This window comes from Microvirga sp. GN3 (genome assembly GCF_055792825.1).
This window is the reverse complement of the sequence record NZ_JBVVAK010000102.1, coordinates 1-17,408: the sequence shown is the minus strand read 5'-3', so window position 1 is coordinate 17,408 and position 17,408 is coordinate 1. Positions and strand designations below refer to the sequence as shown.

The 17,408-nt window shown below is 64.2% G+C and carries 12 protein-coding genes; 5 read left to right on the top strand and 7 right to left on the bottom strand.

Annotation, left to right across the window (positions count from 1 at the left end; genetic code table 11):
• Positions 1–93: 93 nt before the first annotated feature.
• Positions 94–1,998, bottom strand: coding sequence for a cadherin domain-containing protein (locus tag ACS5Q1_RS32995; protein ID WP_473102173.1), 1,905 nt, complete (start codon positions 1,996–1,998; stop codon positions 94–96).
• Positions 1,999–3,302: 1,304 nt separating this feature from the next.
• On the opposite strand from ACS5Q1_RS32995, the gene ACS5Q1_RS32990 reads away from it, so the two are divergent.
• On the top strand, positions 3,303–3,638 hold the full coding sequence (locus ACS5Q1_RS32990; RefSeq protein WP_473102172.1) for a hypothetical protein: 336 nt from the start codon (positions 3,303–3,305) through the stop codon (positions 3,636–3,638).
• On the top strand, positions 3,577–4,005 hold the full coding sequence (gene rnk, locus ACS5Q1_RS32985) for a nucleoside diphosphate kinase regulator (RefSeq protein WP_473102171.1): 429 nt from the start codon (positions 3,577–3,579) through the stop codon (positions 4,003–4,005). The genes ACS5Q1_RS32990 and rnk overlap by 62 nt, the downstream gene beginning before the upstream one ends.
• 171 nt (positions 4,006–4,176) lie before the next feature.
• Here rnk and ACS5Q1_RS32980 read toward each other — a convergent pair whose 3' ends face one another.
• Positions 4,177–5,040 carry a type 1 glutamine amidotransferase gene (locus tag ACS5Q1_RS32980; RefSeq protein WP_473102170.1) on the bottom strand — a complete coding sequence of 288 codons (864 nt, stop codon included), beginning with the start codon at positions 5,038–5,040 and terminating at the stop codon, positions 4,177–4,179.
• Positions 5,041–5,116: 76 nt separating this feature from the next.
• On the opposite strand from ACS5Q1_RS32980, the gene ACS5Q1_RS32975 reads away from it, so the two are divergent.
• On the top strand, positions 5,117–6,022 hold the full coding sequence (locus tag ACS5Q1_RS32975; RefSeq protein WP_203441116.1) for a DMT family transporter: 906 nt from the start codon (positions 5,117–5,119) through the stop codon (positions 6,020–6,022).
• Between the two features lie 176 nt (positions 6,023–6,198).
• Here the strand turns inward: ACS5Q1_RS32975 and purU are convergent, their stop codons facing one another.
• From purU to ACS5Q1_RS32960, 3 genes are all read right to left on the bottom strand, one after another.
• Positions 6,199–7,071 (bottom strand): formyltetrahydrofolate deformylase, encoded by an 873-nt coding sequence (gene purU / locus ACS5Q1_RS32970; RefSeq protein WP_473102169.1) that lies wholly within the window; start codon positions 7,069–7,071, stop codon positions 6,199–6,201.
• A gap of 75 nt (positions 7,072–7,146) precedes the next feature.
• Positions 7,147–8,739, bottom strand: a complete 1,593-nt coding sequence (serA, locus tag ACS5Q1_RS32965; RefSeq protein WP_473102168.1) for a phosphoglycerate dehydrogenase — start codon at positions 8,737–8,739, stop codon at positions 7,147–7,149.
• A 124-nt stretch (positions 8,740–8,863) separates the two neighbouring features.
• On the bottom strand, positions 8,864–10,036 hold the full coding sequence (locus ACS5Q1_RS32960) for a phosphoserine transaminase (RefSeq protein ID WP_473102167.1): 1,173 nt from the start codon (positions 10,034–10,036) through the stop codon (positions 8,864–8,866).
• A gap of 247 nt (positions 10,037–10,283) precedes the next feature.
• Between ACS5Q1_RS32960 and ACS5Q1_RS32955 the strand changes: the two genes are divergently transcribed.
• Complete coding sequence (locus ACS5Q1_RS32955; RefSeq protein WP_473102166.1) at positions 10,284–11,558, top strand: efflux RND transporter periplasmic adaptor subunit; 1,275 nt, start codon at positions 10,284–10,286, stop codon at positions 11,556–11,558.
• Between the two features lie 62 nt (positions 11,559–11,620).
• Positions 11,621–14,782: an efflux RND transporter permease subunit gene (locus tag ACS5Q1_RS32950; RefSeq protein WP_473102165.1), complete on the top strand. Its 3,162-nt coding sequence runs from the start codon at positions 11,621–11,623 to the stop codon at positions 14,780–14,782.
• 256 nt (positions 14,783–15,038) lie between these two features.
• On the opposite strand, the gene glmM is transcribed toward ACS5Q1_RS32950, so the two are convergent.
• Complete coding sequence (gene glmM / locus ACS5Q1_RS32945) at positions 15,039–16,394, bottom strand: phosphoglucosamine mutase (protein ID WP_473102164.1); 1,356 nt, start codon at positions 16,392–16,394, stop codon at positions 15,039–15,041.
• 225 nt (positions 16,395–16,619) lie between these two features.
• Positions 16,620–17,408, bottom strand: a 789-nt coding sequence (locus ACS5Q1_RS32940) for an ATP-dependent metallopeptidase FtsH/Yme1/Tma family protein (protein ID WP_473102163.1), incomplete at its 5' end; no start/stop codon positions are given.

The window sequence follows — 17,408 nt, the reverse complement described above, 5'->3', positions numbered from 1 at the left end:
GAAGGGCGGGAATGTGGTTGCCGTTCGGAAGCGGCCGACGAAAACCGCCACGGCCAAGCTATGGCGGGTGCTGGTCGATCCGTCCGCGCCGGATCAGATCACGAGAAAATCGGAGGCTTTCAGGTTGAGCTTCGCCTTCACCTTGGCGAACTCGATCGCCTTCTTGGCTCCCGAGCCATCCGGATCGTAGAATAGAACGCCGGTCTTCTTGCTGTAGACGATGTAATCGTTCTTATCCTTGGCCTTGTCGCCGATGGTGAAGAACGATGTGCTCAACTTGCCCGCCTTCTTCAGCTTGGAGAAGACCGCGTTCTCCAGGTGGATCTTGTCCTCCTTCGGCTTGAAATCGCTGATCGTATCAAAGTTCACCTTGCGGTCCGTCTTGGAGGTACCGAGCTTCGCGGCGAAGACGAACGCATCCTTGCCCTTGCCGCCGATGAGCATGTCATTGCCGTAGCCGCCGCTCAGCGTATCGTTGCCGAGCCCACCGTCGAGCCTGTCGCGGCCATCGGCTCCGACAAGCCTGTCGTTGCCGCCAAGACCATAGAAGGCATCCGCTCCGACATCGCCCCACAGCACATCGTGACCGTTGCTGCCCGTGATCTTCTCGGGGGACCGGTTTGTCACGCCGATCGTGAAGGTCTTCTCCTCGCTCAAGCCGTCCCGGTCCGCCACGCGCACCCTGATGGTGTAGGAGGCGGCCTGTTCGTGATCGAGCCTCAGGCCATCGGCGACGACGAGCTTGTCCCCTTGAAGCGCAAAGCGCCCCCCGGCATCGTCGAGCAGGGCATATGTGAGCGTATCACCCGAGATCGCATCCGTGTTCCTGGCAGACAGCGTGCCGACGACGGTGCCGTTGGCGGCCGCCTCCACGATGACCGCGGCGCTCAAGGCGAGATCGCTCGGCGCTTCGTTCATCTTGAAGCGCTGCTGATAAATTTCCCTGACGCCGGACTGATCAGAGTACCACGCGACGACCCAGCTTCCATCATTCAGGGCCGTGACGACGGGCCAAACCCCATCACCGGATGTATCGGTATTGACCAGCGTTTCCGCGTCGGATGCCGCCTGTCCGAACCTGTCGAACGCCTTCTGATAGATGCCACTGCCGTGCGCATCGCTCGCGGACCAAGTGACAACCCAGCCGCCATTCGCCAGGTCTGTAACGTGATGTACCAAGCCATCGGTAGCCGCGGCGACGACGGCCTCGGCATCGGCCGCCTTACCGTCCTTGTCGAAGCGCTTCTGGTGAATGCCGCCATTGTCGTTCCAGGTGACGATCCAGCCGCCATCGCGCAAGCCGGCTATGCTTGGAAACTGGTTGGCGACGACGGTGGAGAGGGCGACATCATCGGAGACGGTACCGCCATCCGCATCGAAGCGTCTTTGGTAAAATCCGGACGTAAAGTCTTGCCAAGTGACGACCCAGCCGCCGTCAGCGAGGGCCGCGATCTTCTGATTTGCCTGCGATCCAGCCGTCTTCTGCGTGATAAGTCGGTCCCCATCCGGGTTGGGCTTGCCTGTGCTGTCGAAAATTCGTTGATAAACGTCGTAATCTCCGGCCCCGTCGCGGGAGACCCAAGTGACGATCCAACCTCCATCGGGAAGCACGCAGACCTCGGGTTCATTGACGGTCCCGGTTCCCGTGTTGACACGGATCGCGTCGGTGACGGGATTTCCGCCGGCATCGAAGCGCCTTTGAAAGATCCCGGTGCCGGCGGCCCAAAAAGCGACCCATCCGCCATCGGGCAAGGCCACAACAGACGGGCTGATGCCGGTCTCGCCGTCTTCGAGCGCCTTTATGGGACCGCCGACCGGCTGGCCGTTCTGACCGTATCTTTGGCCGAGAACGTCTTCTTTCCCGCCTCCAATTTCTCGACGCCAGACGACCAGCCATCCTCCATCCTCCAAGGCGGTGATGGCCGGTCTGATCTCATTCCCCGTGCCGCCGGGCGGGGAAACCATCGTCTCCACGCCAACTTTATAGACCTTACCCATCGTCCCCCCCCTGAATGCGCATGTGATAACATAAACTAACCTGACTTAAAAACCGGCATAGATGGCCCGGAGGCCGCGATGCGGGCCGTGTGCCAGTGATCTCGATGGGGTGGCGCGCGGTGCTTCTTTCTCGGCAGCGGGATCGCCAGGACGAGGCTGGCCATGACCGCGTGGGTGTCAAAGAGCCAGCGCTTTCGGGCCCGCAGTCTGCGCTGCGAGCCTGAGTGGTGATCGAGGGTGGCGCGACGGGCAGCCCGGCTCGATGTCTGATGGTGAAGGGAAGAGCCGAACTGCCTCTTCGCGCACGGCTTGTTGAGGCGGACAGGCGAGGCCGGCTCAGTCAACCGCCGCAGGCGGTGACCGTCTGCGCGACGGCGGCCTGCGACCGATCCCGACGACCAACCCAGCATCCTGGGCCTCCCGTCACCCGCACCTGCGTTCAGTGCGTGCACAGGACCGTGCCTACTCCCACACTGCGACGCCTCGCGAGCGCGCCCCTCTCAGGAGCAGATCTGAGGCAATGATATAGCCAAGATTGGGAATGATGTCAAGAACAAAAGTGGAACATGTGCGGTGTCATTCCCGGCCGGAGCGGAGGGGAAGGGAACCCACCCGCATGCACACCGCTATGGATCCCCTTCCCAGTCCTGCGGACCGCCGGGGATGACACCCTCCACGTCATCACCGGCCTTGGGCCGGTGATCCCGATCGGCAAGGCGCGGCGCTTCACAGCATCGGGATAGCCGGGACAGGCCCGGCCATGACGTGAAAGGGGGATGCACCACTGTCATCCCGGGGCCGCGCAGCGGAGCCCGGGATCCATAAACACGGCGTTTCCAAAAAGGGCGAGCAGCATTGCGCCACGTTCTGGAACGCCGGCGGTTATGGATTCCGGGCTCGCCTTCGGCGCCCCGGAATGACAGTGGACGCTATTGGAGTGTCATTCCCGGCCGGAGATGGCGGAGCCATCGCAGGGGAAGGGAATCCGCTTACACGCTCCCCTATGGATCCCCTTCCCTCGCTGCGCTCGCCGGGGATGACACCAGTGCACCAGTCTCTTTCCCGTCATGGCAGCACGGTTTGCAGCGTCTACTCTTCGGAGCAGTAACTTCGCTGTCATTTGACAAACACAACGAGGTGTAGGAGCCTCGGCCCATCATGTTGAGCCTTCTACGATACCGTCGCGGCCTGCATCGGGCAGGCAACCTCATCGCGGGCAAGTAGCCCCGAGCTCAACGCGCGTCTGCGCTCCGAGCTCGGGGCGCTCCAAATCATCTGAATCCTTGGACATCCTGTGAGGACGCATGCCGGTTCACCCGGCACGGCGGCATGGCTATCGCCTCAAGCTTGCGTTCCGCGTCGCGAATCCGAGCCTCGTCCAGGGCCAGACCAACAGCGCTCTTCCGCCTCCGAATGTCCTGATCGGCGGAACGAGCACCAGCCCGGTGCGACGGGCCCGGGCGCTTCAACTTAACCCCATCCATCCCCGGAATCCGATGGCGATCCCGGCCGCCCGCTGCGGCGTCCCGCGCCGCAGCATCTTCAAGAAGCAGCATCTTCAAGAACAGGAGACATCGAATGACCAAGAAAACAGCGCGCACCGCAAAGCCACGGATCACCCTGACGGCGGTGGATCATGAGAAGCTTTCAACCCTTGCCGAAGCGGCCCTGCACACGATGCCGGATGTGGCACGGGAGCTCGCCGAGGAGCTCGACCGGGCTCATATCCTGCCTGGCGGGAAGCAGCGTGCAGATGTTGTCCATATGGGCTGCGAAGTCGACTTTCGGGATGACACCACAGGGCGCGTGCAGACGGTCACCCTGGTTTATCCGCACGAGGCCGACATCTCGCAGGGAAAGATCTCGGTGCTGACGCCGATCGGAACCGCCCTCATCGGGCTCCCACTCGGACAATCGATCGATTGGACCACCCGCACGGGGGAATCGAAGCGTCTGACCGTCCTGCAGATTCGCAAGTCCGCTTCGGTGGAACAGGAGGCCGTCTGAGCGGACGCATCTGGACTGCCCTGCTCGTCATGGTCGGGCTCGTCCCGGCCATCCACATCTTTGCAACGTCGAGGTTCTCAAGTCGTGGATCCCCGGAACAAGTCCGGGGATGACGGCGGAGGGGATCGGTCCTGACGGAATCTCCATGCGTATGCGAGAAAACGCGAGGCTTCACCCCCGTCCGCGTGCGCTCTTTCCCGTCTTCACGCGGTGCTCGATGAAGTTGCGGATTTCGCGGGTGCGGCGATGGGGGTCGAGCACTTCCGCGTCGATGCCGTAGCGCCAGGCGAGATCGAAGCGCGATGGATCCCTGTCCAGGGCCACCAAGTCCCGCACATAGGCGACGGCTTCCTCGGTCGTCCGGCAGAAGCCTTCCTTCACGAGGATATCCGTCCGGCGGCTCAGGATGGCGGCGAGTTCGCTTAAAGAAAACTCCGGGTGGTACTGCACGCCCCAGAACACGCCGCCATCCTGGCGGATCTCGGCCGCCTGGACCGGCGAGATTGCATTGCCGGCAAGCACCGTGCAGTCGCCCGGCAGGTTTGTGACCATGTCGAGATGGATGGCGGGCGCATCAAAAGCCGCGGGGCGACCTTCGAGCATGGGGTGGTCGCGGCCAGCCTCGGTAGCCGTGATTTTGCGAGCGACGCCCACCTCGCGCCCGAGCGGGTTTACCTGCACGTCTCCGTCCGCCGCGACGGCCGCGACCTGCAGGCCCCAGCATGAGCCGAAGGATGGCGTGCGGGATGCATAGACCGCCCGCATCAGGTCGATCTGGCTCAGGATGTCGGGAGTGCGGTCGTAGATGTTGAGGTGCGAGCCGGTGAGCACGATGCCGTCATAGGATTCGAGGCCCGCCGCGTCCGGCAGGTTCGCGCCCTCATCCGTCGGAAAGGCGATGTCGCAGACGGCATCGCCTTCGATACCCTGAATCACCTCCGCATAGGATTCCGAGAGGGTTAGTCCATAGGCTTCCTTGTGGGCCTGCCTTGCGCCCCGCGTATTGCCCTCAACTACCAGAAACCGTAAGGCCATGCGTATCACCCGCTTTCTTTCGCGCCGGTTTAGCCGAACGGCGCAAAGCAGCAAGCGCAATAAGGTCCTGCCTCCAATGAAATTTCTGCAATCGCTCTGGCAAGGTCTTTGGGGGCAGGCCTATCTTCTCCTGGTTCTCACCACGCTCATGTGGGCCGGTAACGGCATCGCCGGCCGGCTCGCCATCGGCGAGATCTCCCCCATGGTGCTCACCTGCCTGCGCTGGATCGTCGTGGTGGCGATCCTGCTGCCCCTCGTCGGGCGCCAGCTCGTGGCGGAATGGCCGAAATTCAGGGCTCGCTGGTTCTTCACGCTTATCATGGGCGTCTTCGGCTTCACGGCCTTCAACGCGCTCTTCTATGCCGCCGCCCATCACACCAGCGCGGTCAACCTCACCATCTTCCAGGGCTCGATTCCGGTCTTCGTGCTCATCGGCATGATCGTCGTCTTCCGCGCCCGCGTGATCCCGCTGCAGATCATCGGCATGATCGTCACGCTCATCGGCGTGATCACGGTATCGGTCAAAGCCGATTGGGAGATCCTGAAGACGCTCGCGATCAATATCGGCGACGTGTGGATGCTGATCGCCTGCGTGTTCTATTCGGTCTATACGCTGGGCCTGCGCTATCGCCCGGAGATGCCGGGCCTCGTGTTCTTCGCCGCCATGGCGGTCGTGGCCTTCGCGAGTTCCCTGCCCCTCGTCGGCGCGGAGATGATCCAGGGCACGGCGCAGTTTCCCACGCCGAAGGGCTGGCTCATCCTGCTCTACGTGGCTCTCCTGCCTTCGCTGCTGTCGCAGATCTTCTTCATCCGCGGCGTGGAGCTGATCGGCCCGGCGCGGGCGGGCCTCTTCGTCAATCTCGTGCCGGTCTTCGGCGCCCTGCTCGCGGTGGTGCTGCTCGGCGAGCCTTTTGCGCTTTATCACGCGATCGGGTTGGCGCTCGTGCTCGGCGGAATCTGGCTCGCGGAGCAGCGGCGGTAAGTACGTCGCTCCGACGGACATCAGACCCTCCACTGTCATCCCCGCGAAGGCGGGGATCCATAAACGCGACAGCTTGAGAGAAGACGCGGCGGCCTCCGCTTCGATTGTTCTGAATCGTCAGCGGTTATGGATTCCGGGCTCGCCTCCGGCGCCCCGGAATGACAGTGGCGAGTTCGCTAATCCGCGAACACCACCGTCTTGCGGCCGTTGAGGATGATGCGATCCTCAAGGTGATAGCGCACGGCACGGGCCAGCACGCGACGTTCGATGTCGCGGCCCTTGCGGACGAGATCCTCCGCGGAATCGCGATGCGTGATCGACTCCACATCCTGCGCGATGATCGGGCCCTCATCGAGATCGGACGTCACGTAGTGTGCCGTCGCGCCGATCAGCTTCACGCCGCGGGTATGGGCCTGATGGTAGGGTTTGGCACCCTTGAAACTCGGAAGGAACGAGTGGTGGATGTTGATGCAGCGCCCCGCGAGCTTCGCGGCAAGACCATCCGACAGGACCTGCATATAACGCGCGAGCACCACGAGATCGACTTTCGAGTCGCGGATGATCTCCCAGACCTGTGCTTCCTGCTCGAGCTTCGTGTCCTTCGTGACGGGAAGGCAGTGGAACGGGACCTTGCCCAGATCCACATGGCTGTAGGTTTCGGCCGGATGATTGGCGATGACACCGACGAGCTCGAAATCGAGCTCGCCGATGCGCCAGCGATAGAGAAGATCCGCGAGACAATGGTCGAATTTCGAGACCAGCAGCATGACCCGGCGCTTCTCGCCCGGATCGCGCAAGGTCCATGTCATGCCAAGACGCTCGGCGAGCGGCGCGAAGCCGCTCTTCAACGCATCGAGATCACTCTCTCCCGACACGGGATCGAAAACGACACGCATGAAGAAGCGATCCGTCTGCGTGTCGTCATATTGCTGAGCATCGAGGATGTTGAGACCCGCATCCGACAGATGCCCTGCCACGGCAGCCACGATACCGGGCCGGTTCGGGCAGGCGAGCGTCAGAACGAAGCGCTGTCGCAGGGACGATGCCATGATGCGTTCCTCTTCCATCCTTGCTTGCTGCATCTTCTTCTCGGCGAACCGGTATCCACTTCGCCGGAAGATGCTTTAGAAGCGCACGGCGCGGGCGCGCTTGACCTGCGGGATCTCCTCGATCTTGCGCAGGAGCTCATCGGAGACCGGCTCGTCCACCGACACGAAGCAGATCGCATCGCCGCCCGGCTTGTCGCGACCGAGCGCGAAGGTCGCGACGTTCACGCCCGACTCGCCGAGCAGGGTGCCGAAGCGGCCGATGAAGCCGGGCTTGTCGTCGTTGCGCACATAGATCATGTTCGGCGCGAATTCCGCATCGACCATGATGTCACGGATTTCGGTCACACGCGGCTTGCCGTCCTGGAACACGGTGCCGCCCGCATGGCGCGCCATGTCCTCCGCATCGACGACGATGCGAATGAAGCTCTCGTAGTCGCGAGCCGCGCTTTCGCGCTTGACCTCTTCCACCGTGATGCCGCGCTCGCGCGCCACGATCGGAGCCGACACCATGTTGATGTCCTGGAGGAAGGGACGCAGCACCCCGGTCACCGCAGCGGAGGTCAGTGCGCGGGTGTTCATCTCGGCAACCGCACCTTCGTATTCGATGCGGATGCCCTTGATCGGCGCTTCCGTGAGCTGGCCGAGGAAGGAGCCGAGCTTATCGGCAAGCGCCACGAAGGGCTTCAGGCGCGGCGCTTCCTCCGCGGTGATCGACGGGAAGTTCACGGCGTTCTGGATCGCGCCCTGCAGCAGGTAATCCGACATCTGCTCGGCCACCTGCAGCGCCACGTTCTCCTGCGCTTCCGAGGTGGCAGCACCCAGATGCGGCGTGCAGACCACATTGGGATGGCCGAAGAGCGGGTTGGAAGTCGCCGGCTCCTCGACGAACACGTCGAAGGCGGCGCCCGCCACATGGCCGGAATCGAGCGCCGCGCGCAAAGCCGCCTCGTCGACGAGACCGCCGCGGGCGCAGTTGATGATGCGCACGCCCTTCTTGGTCTTGGCGATATTCTCCGCCGAGAGCACGTTCTTCGTTTTCTCGGTCATCGGCACATGCAGCGTGATGATGTCGGCGCGGCGCAGGAGATCGTCCAGCTCCACTTTCTCGACGCCGAGTTCGACCGCGCGTTCCGGCGACAGGAAGGGATCGTAGGCGATCACCTTCATGCGCAGGCCGATGGCGCGGTCGGCCACGATGGATCCGATATTGCCGCAGCCGATGACACCGAGCACCTTGGCGGTCAGCTCGACACCCATGAAGCGGTTCTTCTCCCACTTGCCTCCTTGCGTCGACGCATCGGCCTGCGGGATCTGGCGTGCGAGCGCGAACATCATGGCGATGGCATGCTCGGCGGTGGTGATGGAATTGCCGAAGGGCGTGTTCATGACGATGATGCCCTTCGCCGTGGCGGCGGGGATCTCGACATTGTCGACGCCGATGCCGGCGCGGCCGATGACCTTTAGATTCTTGGCCTGTTCGAGGATCTTCGCCGTCACCTTGGTGGCGGAGCGGATGGCAAGGCCGTCATATTCGCCGATGATGGCGGCGAGCTTGTCCTTGTCCTTGCCGAGGTCCGGCTGGAAATCGACCTCGATGCCGCGATCCTTGAAGATCTGCACGGCGGCCGGAGAGAGAGCATCGGAAATCAGAACGCGGGGAGCGGGCATGGTGCACCTGTGCCTGTAGCGTCATCCCGGCCAAGCGCAGCGCGAGCCGGGATCGTCATGGGAGTCTAGCTGGTGAGAGCGATCCCGGATCGCGGCATGGCCGCGTCCGGGATGACGCATGAAATCAAGCCGCTTGCGCGAGCTTCGCCTTTTCCTGCGCGAAGGCCCAGTCGAGCCAGGGCGTCAGGGCTTCGAGATCGGCTTGCTCGACCGTCGCGCCGCACCAGATGCGAAGGCCGGGAGGCGCATCGCGATAGGCGCCGATATCGAGGGCGACACCCTCCTTGTCGAGCGCCGTCGTGATGCCCTTGGCGACCTGCGCCACGGCCTCGGGGCCTTTGGCGACGACATCCGGATCGGCGATGACGAGGCATACGCTGGTGTTGGATGCCGTCGCCGGAACCTTGGCGAGGTTGGCGATCCACGGGGTCTTCGCGACCCAGTCATGGATGACCTTCGCATTGGCATCGGCCTTGGCGACGAGCGCGTTCAACCCGCCGATGGACTTCGCCCATTCGAGCGCGTCGATGTAATCCTCGACCGCGAGCATGGAGGGCGTGTTGATGGTCTCGCCCTCGAAGATACCTTCGATGAGCTTGCCGCCCTTGGTCATGCGGAAGATCTTCGGCAACGGCCAGGCGGGCTTGTAGCTCTCGAGCCGCTCCACCGCGCGGGGCGAGAGGATGAGCATGCCATGGGCCGCTTCGCCGCCCAGAACCTTCTGCCAGGAGAAGGTGACCACATCGAGCTTGGAGAAATCGAGCTTCTGCGCGAAAGCCGCCGAGGTGGCATCGCAGATGGTCAGGCCTTCGCGGTCGGCCGCGATCCAGTCGGCGTTCGGCACGCGCACGCCGGAGGTGGTGCCGTTCCAGGTGAAGACCACGTCGCGGTTCTTCGTATCGACCTGCGCAAGATCGGGAAGCTCGCCGTAAGGCGCATTGATGACCCTGGCATCAGACAACTTGAGCTGCTTGACCACGTCCGTGACCCAGCCCTCGCCGAAGCTTTCCCAGGCCAGCATGTCGACCGGGCGGGCACCCAGCATCGACCACAGCACCATCTCGACGGCGCCGGTATCGGAAGCGGGCACGATGCCGATGCGGTAATCGGCCGGCACGTCCAGCACCTCGCGGGTGAGGTCGATGGCGAGCTTCAGGCGCGATTTGCCGAGCTTCGCGCGGTGCGAGCGGCCGAGGCTGTCGGTCTTGAGGTTCTGGAGAGACCATCCGGGGCGCTTCGCGCAGGGGCCGGACGAAAAGAAAGGCGCGCGCGGACGCGCGGCAGGCAGGTTTGTCATGTAATCCATCCTTACAGATGGGCGCCTCTCGGTGGGGAGAGGTGTCCCGCCAACCGGTATGAATGAGGTGTGGCCGGCGGTCAAGGCGACTATCGTTGCGTCAATGGCTCAGATTACGAAATCGTAATACAAAACATCGTGTTTGCTGCGTTATGTTCGCAGCACTTGGCATATATTGTGCTAGGACAACTTCCGATAATTGTGACCAAAGAGCCGATAAGGCCAAAGGACTGAGTAAGGAGCGAGCATGCGTGTGTCCGGTCAACTCGCTGTCATTGCCGTGCTGGGGGCAGCAGGCTTTGGCGGCTGGTACGCCTATAAGGGCGGCCACTTGGCCAATGTGCCCGTGATCGGCGCGTATGTGAGCCAACCCGCAGGCCAGCAGGCCGCCCAGGGCGGGCGTGGCCGCGGCGGTCCGGCCGGACCTGCGACGGTTGACGTCGATACGGTCAAGACCGGGCGCATCGTCGAGGTCCGGGAATCGGTCGGCACGGTTCGTGCCTATGAATCGATCATGGTGACCGCCAAGGTGGCAGGCATCGTCAGCGAGATCGGCTTCGAGGAAGGCCAGAAGGTCAGGGCCGGCGACATGCTGGTCCAGTTCGATGCCGCCGAACGCCGCGCCGCCATCGAGCAGGCCGTCGCCGAGGCGAACCGCGCCACGGCATTGCGGAACGAGGTCGCAATCAAGCTCGAACGTGCCCAGGCGCTCAGCCGCACCGGAGCCGGCACCGGCGCCCAGGTCGAGGATCTGACGGCCCAGATGAAATCGCTCGAAGGATCGATCGCCTCTGCCCAGGCCCAGCGCAAGGCTGCAGAGGCACGGCTCGAGGATCTGATGATCCGCGCACCCTTCGCCGGCCGCGTCGGCACCCGCTCCGTCTCGCTCGGCGCCTATGTGGCCCCAGGCACCCGCATCACTTCCCTCGACGACCTGTCCAAGATCCGTCTCGACTTCGCGGTGCCGGAGAACCTCCTTGGCCGCCTCAAGCCGGGCCAGATCGTCAATGCCACCTCCGCCGCCTATAAGGGCCGCACCTTCAAGGGCAGCGTGTCGACCATCGATCCCCGCGTCGATCAGACGACCCGCACGGCGCGCCTGACGGCAGAATTCGAGAATGCGGACGAGGCCTTGAAGCCCGGCATGTTCCTGTCGGTGGCCCTGGAAGTTTCGACCAAGGACGATGCCGTCGTGGTGCCGGAAGAGGCCATCGTCAGCGAGGGCCTGCGCCACATCGTCTATCCGGTGAAGGACAACAAGGTGGAGCGTCGCGTCATCACCATCGGCCAGCGCCAGGGTGGCAAGGTCGAGGTGGTGGAGGGCTTGAAACCCGGCGAAACCGTCGTCGTGCTGGGTGTCCAGCGCGTGCGCCCCGGCGCCGAGGTCGCCGCCCGCCCGGTGGGCTCGGGTGCACCAGCCCCGGCCGCCCCCGTGCCCGCGGCGAACCGGGAGCAGCCCTCCCGCTCCTCACTGAACGTGCCGCAGGCCATCGGCGCCGCCCAGGCCGCCGAGCGGAAGTGATCTTTCTCTCCCGCTCCGGCGGGAGGTTTTCGTTTTACTGACTGGACTAGAGCCGAACCGCCATGCAGGTTTCAGACCTCTTCATCCGCCGCCCTGTCTTCGCTGTCGTGGTCAGCCTGCTGCTGATCGTCGGTGGCCTTGCAGCGCTCATGAACCTGCCGGTTCGCGAATACCCGCAGGTCGACCGCCCGGTCGTTTCGGTCTCGACTGTCTATCGCGGCGCCTCGAACGAGGTGATCGAAAGCCGCGTGACGGAGATCATCGAAGGCGCGGTCGCCGGTATCGAAGGCATCCGCCAGATCACCTCCCAGAGCCAGAACGATCGCTCCTCGGTCTCCATCGAGTTCGAGGTTTCCCGCGATCCGGAGGCCGCGACCTCGGACGTGCGCGATGCCGTGTCCCGCGTCACCGGACGGTTGCCCGACGACGCCGACACGCCGGTGGTGCGCAAGGTCGATGCGAATGCCTCGGCCATCATGTGGGTTGGCGTCACGTCCACCACCCTCGATGCGCTCGAGCTCAGCGACTACCTCAAGCGCGTCTATGTGGACCGCCTGTCCACCGTTCCCGGTGTCGCCAATGTCAACTTAAGCGGCGAGCGGCGCTTTGCCATGCGCATCTGGGTCGACCGGCCGGCGCTCGCGGCCCGCGGCCTGACGGTGCAGGATCTCGAAACCGCCATCGAGCGCCAGAACGTGGAACTTCCCGGCGGCCGGATCGAATCCAGTCAGCGCGAATTCACCGTCAAGACCGATTCCCGCCTCGCCACGCCCGAGGAATTCCAGCAAGTCATCGTCACCAACAAGAACGGCTATCTGGTTCGGCTCGGTGAAGTCGCCCAGGTCGAGGTGGGCCCGGAAGACACGCGCTTCGAGTTCTACCAGTCGGGCGAAACCGCCATCGGCATGGGGATCGTGCGTCAGTCGACCGCCAACACGCTCTCCGTCGTCGAGGGTGTGCGCAAGGAACTGGAGGAGCTCAAGTCTTCCCTGCCGCCCGGCACCGTCGCTGAAGTGGCCTATGACGAGAGCCAGTTCATCCGCGCCTCCATCGACGGCGTGCTGAAGACCCTTATGGAAGGCGTGGCGCTGGTGATCCTCGTCATCCTGATCTTCCTGCGCGACTGGCGTTCCACCATCGTGGCCATGGTGGCGATCCCCGTTTCCATCACCGCGGCCTTCATGGTGATGGCCTTCTTCGGCGCGTCGATCAACGTGCTGACCCTGCTTGCCATCGTGCTCGCCATCGGCATCGTCGTCGATGACGCCATCGTGGAAATCGAGAACGTGCACCGGCGCATCGAGGAAGGCCAGCCGCCGCTGCTCGCCTCCTTCGACGGCGCGCGCGAGATTGGCTTTGCGGTAATCGCCACCACCGCCACCCTGATGGCGGTGTTCGTGCCGCTTGCCTTCATGACCGGCAATACCGGCAGGCTCTTCCGCGAATTCGGCATCACGCTCGCCGCAGCGATCTTCTTCTCGGGCGTGGTGGCACGCACGCTTACCCCGATGCTCTGCTCCAAGCTGATGGTCCCGGCCCACGGCCGCATTCAGCGCATGACCGAGCCGCTCTTCGAGAAGATGAACAGCGGCTATCGCTGGCTGCTGTCCCGCGCATTGCGGATTCCGGTCGTCATCCTGTTCATCGGCTTCCTGGTGTCGCTGTCCGCCTATGGCCTGTTCCAGTCCCTGCCGAAGGAGTTCGCACCCACCGAGGATCGCGGCGCCATCATCGTCCGGCTCCAGGCGCCGGAGGGTGCCAGCCTCGATTACACCCGCGACCGGGTGAAGGAAGTCGAGCGCGCCCTCATGCCCCTGCAGGAGCAGGGTCTCGTCGCCTCCATGCTGAGTCAGGTCGCCCCCGGCTTTGCGCGCCCCTCCCCGGTCAACGAAGGCATCGTGATCGTCCGCCTCGTGCCCTGGGAGGACCGTACGGAGAGCCAGCAGGACATCGTGCGCCAGATGACGCCGAAGGTGTCGAGCTTCCCCGGCGCGCGCGTGTCGGTGGTCAACCCGCCCGCCTTCGGCGGTGCCGGCGGCTTCGGCCAGCCGATCCAGTTCGTGCTCGGCGGCCCCGACTACGAGACGATCCGCGGCTGGCGCGACATCGTCATGCAGAAGGCCCAGGAGACGGGCAAGTTCGTCAATATGGATTCCAACTATCGCGAGTCCCAGCCGGACATCCGCGTGCAGATCGACCGCCAGCGCGCCGCCGACCTCGGCGTCTCGGTGGAGGATATCGGCCGCACGCTCCAGCTGATGTTCGGCGAGACCGAGGTCTCGACCTTCGTCAGCCGCGGCGACGAATATCCGGTGATCATGCGGGCCCGCGCCCAGGACCGGGCGACGCCCAACGATCTCACCAACACCTTCATCCGCGCCGCCAACAGCGAGCTCGTTCCGCTCTCCTCCTTCGTCACCTTGACAGAATCGGCCGCGCCGCAGGCCCTGAACCGGTTCGACCGCCTGCGTTCGATCACGATCCAGTCCTCGCTGTCGCCGGGCGTCTCCATCGGCGAGGGACTGGAAATCCTCCAGCAGATCGTGCGCGACAACCTGCCGGCGGAGGTGCGCATCGGTTATAACGGCCAGTCCAAGGACTTCCTGGACGCGACCGGCGCGATCTACATGACCTTCGCCATGGCGCTCCTCGTCGTGTTCCTGGTGCTGGCGGCGCAGTTCGAGAGCTGGATCAACCCGTTCATCATCATGCTCACCGTGCCGCTCGCGGTGACCGGCGGATTGCTGGCTTTGTTCATCACCGGACAGACGCTCAACATCTACAGCCAGATCGGCATGATCCTGCTCATCGGCCTCATGACCAAGAACGGCATCCTGATCGTCGAATTCTCGAACCAGCTGCGCGAGCGCGGATATTCGGTGCGGGACGCGGTGGTCGAAGCGTCGGTGCTGCGTCTGCGACCCATCCTGATGACCTCGATCGCCATGATCGGCGGCGCCATCCCGCTCGCCTGGTCGACCGGCGCCGGCGCTGAGGCGCGCAACGCCATCGGCTCGGTGATCGTCGGCGGCGTCACGGTCTCGACCATGCTGACCATGCTGGTGGTGCCCTCGATCTACCTGCTCATCGGCGGCTTCACCAAGCCCGCCACTTATGTGAGCGAGATGCTCGACAAGCTGCGCGCCCAGACGGGCCAGGTCCCACACGGCGAGGATTTGCCGTCGCGGAGGAAGCACGTGCCGCCCGCCCAGGCGGCGGAGTGAGACGAGCTTCTTCCCTCCCCCTTGCGGGGAGGGATTGAGGGTGGGGGTCGCAAAGTCAGAGCGCTGTGCTTATCCAGTGAGGATTACGCCGCTACAGCGCTGCACTCGTTAAAGCTCTCACCCGGTCGAACCACCCCCACCCCTACCCCTCCCCGCAGGGGGAGGGAAAATGCGGCGTAATAGCACTCAGAATGAAAAAGCCCCGGCGAGATCATCGCCGGGGCTTTTGCTTTGAAACCGAAATGGAAGTGGCGTCTTACGCGGCAGCTCTCGACGCGGCCTGGGTCACGGCTTCCACCACATCGTCCACCACGCGGTTGACGAGATCCTCGTTGTCGCCCTCGCCCATCACGCGGATGACCGGCTCGGTGCCGGAGGGACGGATCACGAGGCGGCCGGCATTGCCGAGGGTCTCGCGGCCGGACTCGATGGCCTGGATGACGGAGGCTTCCTGCAGCGGCTTGCCGGCCTTGTAGCGCACGTTCTTGAGTACCTGCGGCAGCGGCTCGAAGCAGTGGCAGACTTCCGACACCGGCTTGCCGAGGCTCTTGACCACAGTGAGGAGCTGGAGAGCAGCCACGAGGCCGTCGCCGGTGGTGGTGTAGTCGGACATGATGATATGGCCCGACTGCTCGCCGCCGAGATTGTAGCCGTGAGCGCGCATGTGCTCGAGCACGTAGCGGTCGCCGACCGCGGTGCGCACGAGGCCGAGGCCCATGCCGGTCAGATAACGCTCCAGGCCGAGATTGGACATGATCGTCGCGACGATGCCCGGCTGAGCGAGGCGGCCGTCCTCCTTCCAGGAGCGGGCGACGACGCCCATCAGCTGGTCGCCATCGACCTTGTGGCCTTTCTCGTCGACGATCAGCACCCGATCCGCATCGCCGTCAAGCGCGATACCCACATCGGCGCGCAACTCGCGCACCTTATGGATCAGGGCATCCGGCGCGGTGGAGCCGACATCGTGGTTGATGTTGAAGCCGTTCGGCTCGACGCCGATCGACACGACCTCGGCGCCCAGCTCCCACAGGGCTTCCGGGGCGACCTTGTAGCCGGCGCCGTTGGCACAATCGATCACGACGCGCATGCCTTCCAGATCGACTTGGCGCGGCAGGGTGCGCTTGGCGAATTCGATGTAGCGCGCCTGGACGCTCTCGATGCGCTTGGCGCGGCCGAGCGTGGCGGAACCGGCGAGGCGCCGCGTTAGGTCGGAATCGATCAGGGCCTCGATCTGAAGCTCTATGTCATCGCTGAGCTTGAACCCGTCGGGGCCGAACAGCTTGATGCCGTTGTCCTCGTAAGGATTGTGGGAGGCCGAGATCATGACGCCGAGATCGCAGCGCATGGAGCGGGTCAGCATGGCGACCGCAGGGGTCGGGATCGGGCCGAGCAGCAGCACGTCCATGCCGACCGAGGTGAAGCCGGCCTGGAGGGCGGATTCGATCATGTAGCCGGACAGCCGCGTATCCTTGCCGATCACGACCCGGTGGCGGTAATCGCCGCGCTGCTGGAACATGAGACCTGCCGCCTGTCCGACCCGCAGGGCGAGATCGGGCGTGATGATCCCGTTGGCGCGGCCCCGAATGCCGTCGGTTCCGAAGTATTTACGCACGTGCTTTGTCTCCGCATTCCGTAGCGCCGAAGCGCGCTTTGGCTTTTTCAAAGCAACCTCCCTGAATTCGGTCAAGGGACCTGAGCCAATGCGCGCCATCACAAGTGATAAGCGATTGTTACAAGCCTTAAACCTGTTCCTTAGGGAGTATTAGATCTTTGAGGTAAACAAAAAAGAACGCCCGCCGGAAAGCGGGCGTCCTGGATTTCACAGTTAATGGCGTTCTTAGGCCTGCGGCTGGGGCTCCATGCCCCCGTCGCTCTCCCGCGGCCGGCCACGGCCGGCGGTGGGCACGGCGGAGCCGCGGCTGGGGGTGATGGCCTCGCCGGTGTCGCGCACCGGAGGCTGACCGTCGAGCAGATGGCGGATCTCGTCGCCGGTCAGGGTCTCGTATTCGAGCAGACCGCGGGCCAGGGCCTCGAGCTCGTGCGCCTTCTCGGTCAGGATGCGGCGGGCATCGTTGAGCCCGTCCTCGACCAGGCGGCGGACCTCCGAGTCGATCTTCTGGGCGGTGGCCTCGGAAATGTTCTGCTGGCGGCCCATCTGCATGCCGAGGAAGACCTCGTCCTGGTTCTCGCCATAGGCGACGGTGCCGAGTTCGGGCGAGAAGCCCCATTTGGTCACCATCATCCGGGCGAGGCGCGTCGCCTGCTCGATGTCCGACTGGGCGCCGGAGGTGACCTTGTCCTTGCCGAAGATCATCTCCTCGGCGATACGGCCGCCCATCATGATGGCGAGGCGCGAGGTCATCTGCTCGTAGGACATGGACAGCTTGTCCCGCTCGGGCAGCTGCATGACCATGCCGAGCGCGCGGCCGCGCGGGATGATGGTCGCCTTGTGGACCGGATCGGTCGCCGGGACGTTGAGGGCGACGACGGCGTGGCCGGCCTCGTGATAGGCGGTCAGGCGCTTCTCGTCGTCGGTCATGACCAGGGTGCGGCGCTCGGCGCCCATCATGACCTTGTCCTTGGCGTCCTCGAACTCCTTCATCGTGACGATGCGCTTGCCGCGGCG

Bases quoted from the DNA above. Each gene is read 5' to 3' on its own strand.
- ACS5Q1_RS32995 (WP_473102173.1), bottom strand. From the start codon at position 1,998: ATGGGTAAGGTCTATAAAGTTGGCGTGGAGACGATGGTTTCCCCGCCC.
- ACS5Q1_RS32990 (WP_473102172.1), top strand. From the start codon at position 3,303: ATGCCGGTTCACCCGGCACGGCGGCATGGCTATCGCCTCAAGCTTGCG.
- rnk (WP_473102171.1), top strand. From the start codon at position 3,577: ATGACCAAGAAAACAGCGCGCACCGCAAAGCCACGGATCACCCTGACG.
- ACS5Q1_RS32980 (WP_473102170.1), bottom strand. From the start codon at position 5,040: ATGGCCTTACGGTTTCTGGTAGTTGAGGGCAATACGCGGGGCGCAAGG.
- ACS5Q1_RS32975 (WP_203441116.1), top strand. From the start codon at position 5,117: ATGAAATTTCTGCAATCGCTCTGGCAAGGTCTTTGGGGGCAGGCCTAT.
- purU (WP_473102169.1), bottom strand. From the start codon at position 7,071: ATGGCATCGTCCCTGCGACAGCGCTTCGTTCTGACGCTCGCCTGCCCG.
- serA (WP_473102168.1), bottom strand. From the start codon at position 8,739: ATGCCCGCTCCCCGCGTTCTGATTTCCGATGCTCTCTCTCCGGCCGCC.
- ACS5Q1_RS32960 (WP_473102167.1), bottom strand. From the start codon at position 10,036: ATGACAAACCTGCCTGCCGCGCGTCCGCGCGCGCCTTTCTTTTCGTCC.
- ACS5Q1_RS32955 (WP_473102166.1), top strand. From the start codon at position 10,284: ATGCGTGTGTCCGGTCAACTCGCTGTCATTGCCGTGCTGGGGGCAGCA.
- ACS5Q1_RS32950 (WP_473102165.1), top strand. From the start codon at position 11,621: ATGCAGGTTTCAGACCTCTTCATCCGCCGCCCTGTCTTCGCTGTCGTG.